The sequence below is a fragment of the Streptomyces sp. NPDC005899 genome (assembly GCF_040629645.1).
GTDB lineage: Bacteria > Actinomycetota > Actinomycetes > Streptomycetales > Streptomycetaceae > Streptomyces.
This window is the reverse complement of sequence record NZ_JBEXWB010000252.1, coordinates 1-9,480: the sequence shown is the minus strand read 5'-3', so window position 1 is coordinate 9,480 and position 9,480 is coordinate 1. Positions and strand designations below refer to the sequence as shown.

At 71.7% G+C, this 9,480-nt stretch carries 8 protein-coding genes; 4 read left to right on the top strand and 4 right to left on the bottom strand.

The annotated features are described in order from the left end of the window. Together ABZ371_RS23705 and ABZ371_RS23700 are read left to right on the top strand one after the other, a co-directional pair. Nucleotides 1-3,453, top strand: a 3,453-nt coding sequence (locus tag ABZ371_RS23705) for a multifunctional oxoglutarate decarboxylase/oxoglutarate dehydrogenase thiamine pyrophosphate-binding subunit/dihydrolipoyllysine-residue succinyltransferase subunit (protein WP_358683008.1), incomplete at its 5' end; no start/stop codon positions are given. Nucleotides 3,454-3,675: 222 nt separating this feature from the next. After that, nucleotides 3,676-3,858, top strand: a complete 183-nt coding sequence (locus ABZ371_RS23700) for a DUF6104 family protein (RefSeq protein ID WP_003961784.1) — start codon at nt 3,676-3,678, stop codon at nt 3,856-3,858. Here ABZ371_RS23700 and ABZ371_RS23695 read toward each other — a convergent pair whose 3' ends face one another. Further along, entirely contained in the window at nt 3,859-4,734 is an 876-nt protein-coding gene (locus ABZ371_RS23695) for a hypothetical protein (RefSeq protein WP_358683005.1), read from the bottom strand. 214 nt (nt 4,735-4,948) lie between these two features. Between ABZ371_RS23695 and ABZ371_RS23690 the strand changes: the two genes are divergently transcribed. Both ABZ371_RS23690 and ABZ371_RS23685 read left to right on the top strand, forming a co-directional pair. Beyond that, nucleotides 4,949-5,809 carry a DUF4097 family beta strand repeat-containing protein gene (locus tag ABZ371_RS23690; RefSeq protein ID WP_358683003.1) on the top strand — a complete coding sequence of 287 codons (861 nt, stop codon included), beginning with the start codon at nt 4,949-4,951 and terminating at the stop codon, nt 5,807-5,809. Nucleotide 5,810: 1 nt separating this feature from the next. Further along, the gene (locus ABZ371_RS23685) at nt 5,811-6,800 is read left to right on the top strand and encodes a helix-turn-helix transcriptional regulator (RefSeq protein ID WP_358683001.1); all 990 of its coding nucleotides are present in this window, start codon (nt 5,811-5,813) and stop codon (nt 6,798-6,800) included. A gap of 92 nt (nt 6,801-6,892) precedes the next feature. Here ABZ371_RS23685 and ABZ371_RS23680 read toward each other — a convergent pair whose 3' ends face one another. From ABZ371_RS23680 to ABZ371_RS23670, 3 genes are all read right to left on the bottom strand, one after another. Beyond that, nucleotides 6,893-7,465 (bottom strand): Clp protease N-terminal domain-containing protein, encoded by a 573-nt coding sequence (locus tag ABZ371_RS23680; protein WP_358682999.1) that lies wholly within the window; start codon nt 7,463-7,465, stop codon nt 6,893-6,895. Further along, the gene (locus ABZ371_RS23675; protein WP_358682997.1) at nt 7,465-7,674 is read right to left on the bottom strand and encodes an HTH domain-containing protein; all 210 of its coding nucleotides are present in this window, start codon (nt 7,672-7,674) and stop codon (nt 7,465-7,467) included. Before ABZ371_RS23675 ends, ABZ371_RS23680 begins: the two co-directional genes overlap by 1 nt. Before the next feature lie 637 nt (nt 7,675-8,311). After that, a complete protein-coding gene (locus tag ABZ371_RS23670) occupies nt 8,312-9,277 on the bottom strand; it encodes a zinc-binding dehydrogenase (RefSeq protein WP_358682995.1) in 966 nt (321 codons plus the stop codon). Nucleotides 9,278-9,480: the final 203 nt, after the last annotated feature.

Here is a 9,480-nt window from a genome sequence, read left to right as displayed (position 1 = left end):
GCCAAGGCCGCACCGGCGCCGGCGGCCGCGCCCGCCAAGGCCGCCCCGGCACCCGCGAAGGCCGACGCCTCCACCGAGGCGCCGGCCGGCCCGGAGTACGTGACGCTGCGCGGCCCTTCGGCCGCCGTCGCGAAGAACATGAACGCCTCGCTGGATCTGCCGACGGCCACGTCCGTGCGCGCGGTCCCGGTGAAGCTGCTCTTCGACAACCGCATCGTCATCAACAACCACCTCAAGCGGGCCCGCGGCGGGAAGATCTCCTTCACGCACCTCATCGGGTACGCGATGGTGCAGGCCCTCAAGGCCATGCCGTCGATGAACTACTCCTTCGCGGTCAAGGACGGCAAGCCGACCCTGGTCAAGCCGGAGCACATCAACCTCGGCCTGGCCATCGACCTGGTGAAGCCGAACGGCGACCGCCAACTGGTCGTCGCGGCCATCAAGAAGGCCGAGACGCTCAACTTCTTCGAGTTCTGGCAGGCGTACGAGGACATCGTCCGCCGTGCCCGCGTCGGCAAGCTCGGCATGGACGACTTCAGCGGCGTCACCGCCTCGCTGACGAACCCCGGCGGTATCGGCACCGTCCACTCGGTGCCCCGCCTGATGCCCGGACAGGGCCTCATCATGGGTGTCGGCGCGATGGACTACCCGGCCGAGTTCCAGGGCACCTCGCAGGACACGCTCAACAAGCTGGGCATCTCGAAGGTCATGACCCTGACCTCGACGTACGACCACCGCGTCATCCAGGGTGCCGCGTCGGGTGAGTTCCTCCGCGTCCTGGCCCAGCTCCTGCTCGGCGAGAACGAGTTCTACGACGAGATCTTCAAGGCGCTGCGCATCCCCTACGAGCCGGTCCGCTGGCTCAAGGACATCGACGCCTCGCACGACGACGACGTCACCAAGGCCGCACGGGTCTTCGAGCTGATCCACTCCTACCGGGTCCGCGGCCACGTCATGGCCGACACCGACCCGCTGGAGTACCGCCAGCGCAAGCACCCCGACCTGGACATCACCGAGCACGGCCTCACCCTGTGGGACCTCGAACGCGACTTCGCGGTCGGCGGGTTCGCCGGCAAGACCCTGATGAAGCTCCGCGACATCCTCGGCGTGCTGCGCGAGTCGTACTGCCGCACCACCGGCATCGAGTTCATGCACATCCAGGAGCCCAAGGAGCGCAAGTGGCTCCAGGACCGGGTGGAGCGGCCGCGCCCGAAGCCCGAGCGCGAGGAGCAGCTGCGCATCCTGCGCCGCCTCAACGCCGCCGAGGCGTTCGAGACCTTCCTGCAGACGAAGTACGTCGGCCAGAAGCGGTTCTCCCTGGAGGGCGGCGAGTCCGTCATCCCGCTGCTCGACGCGGTCATCGACTCCGCGGCCGAGGCCCGCCTCGACGAGGTCGTCATCGGCATGGCCCACCGCGGCCGCCTGAACGTGCTGGCGAACATCGTCGGCAAGTCGTACGCGCAGATCTTCCGCGAGTTCGAGGGCAACCTCGACCCGCGTTCGATGCACGGCTCCGGCGACGTGAAGTACCACCTGGGCGCCGAGGGCACCTTCACCGGGCTGGACGGCGAGCAGATCAAGGTCTCGCTGGCCGCCAACCCCTCGCACCTGGAGGCCGTCGACCCGGTCCTCGAGGGCATCGCGCGCGCCAAGCAGGACATCATCAACAAGGGCGGTACGGACTTCACCGTCCTGCCCGTCGCCCTCCACGGCGACGCGGCCTTCGCCGGCCAGGGCGTCGTCGCCGAGACGCTCAACATGTCGCAGCTGCGCGGCTACCGCACCGGCGGCACCGTCCACGTGGTGATCAACAACCAGGTCGGCTTCACCGCCGCCCCGGAGTCCTCGCGCTCCTCGATGTACGCCACCGACGTGGCCCGCATGATCGAGGCGCCGATCATCCACGTCAACGGTGACGACCCGGAGGCCGTGGTCCGCGTCGCGCGGCTGGCGTTCGAGTACCGCCAGACGTTCAACAAGGACGTCGTGATCGACCTCATCTGCTACCGCCGCCGCGGTCACAACGAGGGCGACAACCCGGAGTTCACCAACCCGCAGATGTACACCCTGATCGACAAGAAGCGCTCGGTGCGCAAGCTGTACACCGAGTCCCTCATCGGTCGCGGCGACATCACGCTGGAAGAGGCTGAGCAGGCGCTCCAGGACTTCCAGGGCCAGTTGGAGAAGGTGTTCGCGGAGGTCCGCGAAGCCACCTCCGCTCCCGCGCAGCCGCATGTGGCCGACGTCCAGGCCGAGTTCCCGGTGACCGTGAACACCGCGATCTCGCCGGAGGTCGTGAAGGTGATCGCCGAGTCGCAGGTCAACATCCCCGACGAGATCACCGTCCACCCGCGTCTGCTCCCCCAGATGCAGCGCCGCGCGGCCTCGGTCGAGAACGGCACCATCGACTGGGGCATGGGCGAGACGCTGGCGATCGGCTCCCTCCTGATGGAGGGCACCCCGGTCCGGCTCGCCGGCCAGGACACCCGCCGCGGCACGTTCGGCCAGCGCCACGCGGTCCTCGTCGACCAGAAGACGGGCGAGGACTACACCCCGCTGCTCTACCTCTCCGACGAGCAGGCCCGTTACAACGTCTACGACTCGCTGCTCAGCGAGTACGCGGCGATGGGCTTCGAGTACGGCTACTCCCTGGCCCGCCCGGAGTCGCTGGTCATCTGGGAGGCCCAGTTCGGTGACTTCGTCAACGGCGCCCAGACCGTCGTGGACGAGTTCATCTCCTCGGCCGAGCAGAAGTGGGGCCAGACGTCCGGCGTCACCCTGCTGCTGCCGCACGGCTACGAGGGCCAGGGCCCGGACCACTCGTCCGCCCGCCCGGAGCGCTTCCTCCAGCTCTGCGCGCAGAACAACATGACGGTCGCGATGCCGACGCTCCCGTCGAACTACTTCCACCTCCTGCGGTGGCAGGTGCACAACCCGCACCACAAGCCGCTGGTGGTCTTCACCCCGAAGTCGATGCTCCGCCTCAAGGCGGCCGCGTCGAAGGCGGAGGAGTTCACCACCGGTGGTTTCCGTCCGGTCATCGGGGACGAGTCGGTCACGCCGGAGTCGGTCCGCAAGGTCGTCTTCGTCGCCGGCAAGCTCTACTACGACCTCGACGCGGAGCGCGTGAAGCGCGAGGACACCGAGACGGCGATCATCCGGCTGGAGCGCCTGTACCCGCTGCCGGGTGCCGAGATCCAGGCCGAGATCGCCAAGTACCCGAACGCCGAGAAGTACCTGTGGGCCCAGGAGGAGCCGGCGAACCAGGGTGCGTGGCCGTTCATCGCGCTCAACCTGATCGACCACCTGGACCTGGCGGTCGGTGCCGACGTCCCGCACGGTGAGCGCCTGCGCCGCATCTCGCGTCCGCACGGCTCGTCCCCGGCGGTCGGCTCGGCCAAGCGCCACCAGGCGGAGCAGACGCAGCTGGTCACCGAGGTCTTCGAGGCCTGAACCAGGGGCGTCGGGGAGGCTCCCTGACGCGCCGGCCCACGGCTGCGGTACGCACCACGAAGGGCCCGGACCGCGATCGACGCGCGGTCCGGGCCCTTCGTGCTGGGGGCCGCCGGTCCTGGGGCCGGAGCCGGGCCCGTGCCCGGGGGCCGGGGCCGGGCAGCTTCCGTACGCCCTACCCTTGCAGTGACCACTACCGTCCCACCCGGAGCGAGCGCAGGCATGTATTTCACGGACCGTGGCATCGAGGAGCTGGAGAAGCGGCGTGGCGAGGAGGAGGTCACCTTCGAGTGGCTCGCCGAGCAGTTGCGCACGTTCGTCGACCTCAACCCCGACTTCGAGGTCCCCGTCGAGCGCCTCGCGACCTGGCTGGCCCGGCTGGACGACGAGGACGAGGACGAGTAGTCACCGCACGGTGCTCCCGGCTCCCCGGTCCGCCGCGTCCCCGTACCGGTCGTACGCGAGTCCCAGCACACCGTGCGCCAGCAGGAGAAGACCGGCCACCACCCAGCCGCCGCTGCGCCGGTGGCTGCCCCACACGGTGAGCGGCAGCCCCACGGCGAGCTGAGCCGTGGCCACCGCACGGGCCCTCGGTCCGCGCAGCCAGGGGCCGAGGCCACCGCTCACGACGGCGTCGACCTCCGTCCGCACCGCCTCGCGCCGGCCGCTCCGCTCGATCTGCCGTACCTCGCGGTGGGCCCCGGCGGAGGCACGCAGCCGGTCGGCCGGTTCGCCCGGGGCGAGTCCGGGCGGCAGCGACAGTCCGGTGCGGGCGAGGACGGACAGCAGCCCCCGCAGCCGGGCGGCGGCGTCCGCCTCGGGGTCCGCGCGCGTGAGGGTGTCGAGCACCTCCCCGTCCATGACCGGGTCGAGGCCCAGCCGGGCGGCGAACGACCGCATGGCCTCGTCCTCGCCGACCGGCGTGCCGTCGGCCAGCCAGACATAGCCGACCGGTCGGCGGAAACCCGCCGCCAGCGTGTAACCGGCCCTGTCCCCGTCCCACCACAGGGCGAGGGCGGGCCAGGCGGAGCCCACGGCGAGCGCGGTCGCCCAGCCGCCGACGACCCGGTCGACGGGCTCCGGGTCCGTGTCGCCCGGCGGGGCCGTGCCGACCCGGTGACCGTCCTCCCGCTGCCAGGGCTTCCCGTCGGGGACGAGCGCGCTCCAGCCCTCCCCCGCGGGCACGAGCAACATGGACTCCTGGAGGAGGCGGGCCAGGGGCCGTACGGTCTCTGGGTCAGCCCGGCACAGCACCAGAGCACCCACGGATGTAGCGGTCATGGTGCTTACGCTAGGGCAATTTGCCACTTTATGGGTTTTTTGGTGCGCCATCGCCCTCGACGCCACCACACTCCCACTCCCCCCACACCTGGACACACCCTCCCCGGCCCCGCACCTCCTCCCGATTCTGCTTGACTTCCACCAACCGCGATATATCGTGTTGGTGAGAACGCGATATGTTGCGTTGTGCAGCACCATCAGGAAGGTCGGATGCATGCCTGAGTCCAGGTGGAACGTCGCCGAGCCGCAGAAGCTCACCTTCGAGGCCCCCGTGACAGCGCTCCACGTGCGTATCGCCGACGGCGCCGTCAACGTCGTGGGCACGGACGAGGACGCCGCCCGCCTCGAGGTCTCCGAGATCGAGGGGCCGCCCCTGATCGTGACCCAGCGGGACGGGACGATCACCGTGGCCTACGAGGACAAGCCGTGGAAGGTCCTCCTGACCGGACTGGACCGCAGGGCCCAACGCCGGCGCGCGGTCGTCTCACTCGCCGTGCCGTCGGGCGCGGCCGTGGAGGTCGGGGTGACCGGTGCCGGAGCGGTCGTCTCCGGGATCCGCGGGAGCACGGAGCTGAGCGGCGTCTCGGGCGACACCACGCTGGTGCGGGTCACGGGCCCGGTCCGCGCCGAGACGGTGTCCGGCAGCCTGGAGGCCCAGGGGGTCACCGGCGGCCTCCGCTTCCAGTCCGTATCCGGTGACCTGACCGTCGTCGACGGTTCCGGTACGTCGGTCCGGGCGGAGTCCGTCACGGGTGACATGATGCTCGACCTCGACACCTCCGGAGAACCGACGGACATCCAGCTGACCACCGTCTCCGGCCAGGTCGCCGTCCGCCTTCCGCACCCCGCGGACGCCAGGGTCGAGGCGAACACCGCGCGCGGCTCCGTCTCCAACGCCTTCGAGGACCTGCGGGTCGGCGGCCAATGGTGCGCGAAGAAGATCACCGGCACGCTCGGCGCGGGCACAGGGAAGCTGACGGCGACCACCGTCTCGGGCTCGATCGCCCTGCTGCGCCGCCCACCGGCCGAGGACGACGAACAGCTCGGCGCCGAACCGACCGGAAAGGTGCTCTGACATGCCCCCCGTTTTCGCCCACGGCCGTCTGCGCCTCTACCTCCTGAAGCTGCTGGACGAAGCACCACGCCATGGTTACGAGGTGATCCGGCTCCTGGAGGAACGCTTCCAGGGGCTGTACGCCCCGTCGGCCGGCACGGTCTATCCGCGGCTGGCCAAGCTGGAGGCCGAAGGGCTGGTCACCCATGCCACCGAGGGTGGCCGCAAGGTCTACTCGATCACCGACGCCGGGCGTGCCGAGCTGGCGGGCCGGGGCGGCGAGCTGGCCGATCTGGAGCTGGAGATCCGCGAGTCGGTGTCCGAGCTCGCCGCCGAGATCCGCGACGACGTGCGCGGCGCGGCGGGCAAGCTGCGCAGCGAGATGCGGGCAGCGGCATCCGAGTCCCGGCACACGGCGGGCGGTGCCCGGAGCGGCCCGGAGCCCGACTTCGGGGACCAGTTCCGCGAGAGCGAGGTCTGGCGCACCGCCAAGGAGGAGCTGCGCAAGGCCAAGCAGGAGTGGAAGGAACAGGCCCGCCGGGCGAAGGACGAGTCCCGCCGCGCCCGCGAGGACGCCGAGAAGGCCCGGCGCCAGGCCGAGGAGGCGCACGAGAGGGCCCGTGAGCAGGTACAGAACGCCGCCCGCCAGGTGCAGGAGCACTTCGCGCGGGGCGACTGGCCGACGGGTGTGCGGGAGGGGCTGGCCGAGATCACCGGTCAGCTCGGCGGTTTCGCCAGGACCGGTAGCTGGCCCTCCTACAGCAGGCCGGATCCCGCCGCCCCGGACATCGAGTGGGCTGCGGACGCGGCGTCCACGGGCGATCCGGCACGTGATCTGGACCGCCTGCTGGACCGCTTCCGCGATGACGTCCGGGACGCGGCACGGGACCACGGCGTGACGGACGCCCAGCTCGCGGAGGCGCGTGGCCATCTGGCCGAGGCCGCCGCCCGGATCGACACACTCCTTCGGGCGACGGCCGACGACGGACGGGGCCGGCGCCGTAGGCCCTGACGTCCTTTCGGACTCCGGCGCCGCCATCCGCCCCGCCCAGGGGCGGGTGGCGGTAGGCCGGGGAGCCCGGGCGGCTGCCGATGGGTGGCCCGTCAGCCGGCCTGGGCCTGGCCACGGCCCTCGTCGCCGTAGAGCGCCCGCTCCACCGTCGCGTACGTCGCACCGTGGTCCGCCATGACGTCGGCGACCACGCCGGGGCAGGCCGTCAGGGCCAGGAGCAGGTGTTCCTCGCCGATGAAGCGGTCGCCGCGGCCGAGCGCGACGCGCAGGGACCTCTCCAGGATGCCCTTGGCGCCGGTCGTGAACGGGCGGTGCTTCGACCACCGGCGCCGGTTCCGGCGGTTGCCGGCGAGGACTCCCTCGCCGTGCGCGTCCTCGACCCGCGCCACGATCTCCGTGACGTCGATGCCGAGGCCGGCCAATGCCTCGGTGTCGGCCTTGGTGAGCCCTCCGCGCCGTCGGGCCTGGGCGAGTTCCGCCTCCACCGACGCCCGGCGGTCGACGAGGCCCAGGGCGGCGAGGGCGAAGGAGGAGCGGCTGCCGGTTCCCTCCAGCAGGGAGAGCAGCAGGTGTTCCTCGGTGACGTGATCGGACCCGGCCCGCTCGGCCTGAGCCACCGCACCGGTGACCGCGGCCCGGGCTCCTTCGGTGAATCGCTCGAACATCAACGCCTCCCGTACTTCTTGTGCACGGCCTGCCGGCTGACACCCAACTCGGCGGCGATCTCCTGCCACGACCAGCCCTGCATGCGGGCGCTTCTCACCTGGACGCCTTCGAGCTGCTCCAGCAGCCGCCGCAGAGCGGCGACTGCCCGCAGCCCGACGCGCGGGTCGTGGTCACCCGCACGGGCGGCGAGATCCGTTGCTTCGGTCATGACGTCAACCTACGTTGACACGCCAGGGCGTGTCAACCAACATTGACACGATCGGTGGCGAGAATCAGTGGCGAGACGGGCGTGGGGTTGCACGACGCCCCCCTGCGTCCCCCTGTCCCCGGCGTGCCGGGAGCGCAACCGCTTCCGCTCGACGTCTCCGGCAGGGGGATGCCTCCGTCCCACCACGCTGCACGAGGGCGGGCTGTTCGTCCGGTGGCCGCACTCGACCCCGTACGTCCCAGGCCGGCCGAACGCCCGGCACACCGGTGCCGGTAAGCCCGCGGAGGCCGGCCCCCACCGGGCCGTTAAGGCCATCCGCACCGTGCGGCGCGCCTTCACGACCCGATGGGGGGGGACCCGACCCCGTGCCATGGACGCGTTCCGGCGCCGTCACGGCCCCACGCGCAGGGCCCCGTACGCCCGCTCGTGGACCGTCGCCCAGGAGCAACCCGCGCCGTCGGCCCACTGCTTCACGCGCTCGCTGTCCCGGGACGACGCGTCGGCCCGCGGTGGTCACGGGGCGGCCCGTCCGACCGTGCGCGCCGGCCGGGGCGAACGCCTCGGGCACGGCGGGTGCGCGGGCGGAGGGGCAGAACCTCAGCACGGACCCCTGGCGGCCCGATCGCCCGGGCCGCCGTCACGAGGTGGTGAGCACGATCTTCCCGAACAGGTCGCCGGCGGCGAGCCGTTCGAATCCCTCGCGTGCCCGGTCCAGCGGCAGGGTCGCGTCGATGACGGGCCGCACACCTGTGGCCGCGCAGAACGCGAGCAGGTCCTCCAGCTCGTCCTTGGTCCCCATGGTGGAGCCGACGACCTTGAGCTCCAGGAAGAAGATGCGGGTCAGCTCGGCGTGCGAGGGGCGGTCGCCGCTGGTCGCTCCCGAGATGACCAGTGTGCCGCCGGGTCGCAGCGACTTCACGGAGTGCGACCAGGTCGCGGCGCCGACGGTCTCGATGACGGCGTCGACGCGGCGGGGCAGCCGTGCGCCGGGCTCGAACGCCTCGACGGCACCCAGCTCGACGGCACGCTCGCGCTTGGCCTTGTCGCGGCTCGTGGCGAACATCCTGAGTCCGGCGGCCCTGCCCAGCACGATCGCGGCGGTGGCCACTCCCCCGCCGGCGCCCTGCACCAGTACGGAGTCACCGGGCCTGACGCCCGCGTTGGTGAACAGCATCCGGTACGCCGTCAGCCAGGCGGTCGGCAGGCACGCCGCCTGCTCGAAGGTGAGTTCCCTGGGCTTGGGGAGGACGTTCCAGCTGGGGACGGTGACCTGCTCGGCGAAGGTGCCCTGGTAGCGCTCGGTCAGGATGGACCGGGGCTCGTCGGGACCGACCCCGTGGCCCGTCTGACCGATCACGGAGTGCAGGACGACCTCGTTGCCGTCCTCGTCGATGCCCGCGGCGTCGCAGCCGAGGATCATCGGCAGCTTGTCCTCGGCGAGACCGACGCCCCGCAGGGACCAGAGGTCGTGGTGGTTGAGTGACGCGGCCCTGACCTTGACGGTGGTCCATCCGGGTCGTGTCCCGGGCGCCGGGCGTTCGCCCAGCTCGAGTCCGTCGAGGGGCTGGTCACGGTCGATGCGTGCGGCGTAGGCGGCGAACATGGCCACGACCCTAGGGCGTGACGGCGGGTGACGTAACCGTTCGATGGTGTGACGCGCGCCCCAGCCGCGGCGGCGTACGACGACGCCGTCCGCCCCGCGACCCGGGCGCGGCCCCGCGCAGGCGGGGGTGCCCGCCCCGCAGGTCAGGCCCCGCCGTTCCGGAAAGCCCGGCCGGGCCGGCTGCCCGGTGCGGCGGGGCAGTC

Coding starts and splice junctions, on each gene's coding strand:
- ABZ371_RS23695 (WP_358683005.1), bottom strand. CDS start 4,734: ATGACCGCTACATCCGTGGGTGCTCTGGTGCTGTGCCGGGCTGACCCA.
- ABZ371_RS23675 (WP_358682997.1), bottom strand. CDS start 7,674: ATGACCGAAGCAACGGATCTCGCCGCCCGTGCGGGTGACCACGACCCG.
- ABZ371_RS23685 (WP_358683001.1), top strand. CDS start 5,811: ATGCCCCCCGTTTTCGCCCACGGCCGTCTGCGCCTCTACCTCCTGAAG.
- ABZ371_RS23670 (WP_358682995.1), bottom strand. CDS start 9,277: ATGTTCGCCGCCTACGCCGCACGCATCGACCGTGACCAGCCCCTCGAC.
- ABZ371_RS23680 (WP_358682999.1), bottom strand. CDS start 7,465: ATGTTCGAGCGATTCACCGAAGGAGCCCGGGCCGCGGTCACCGGTGCG.
- ABZ371_RS23690 (WP_358683003.1), top strand. CDS start 4,949: ATGCCTGAGTCCAGGTGGAACGTCGCCGAGCCGCAGAAGCTCACCTTC.
- ABZ371_RS23700 (WP_003961784.1), top strand. CDS start 3,676: ATGTATTTCACGGACCGTGGCATCGAGGAGCTGGAGAAGCGGCGTGGC.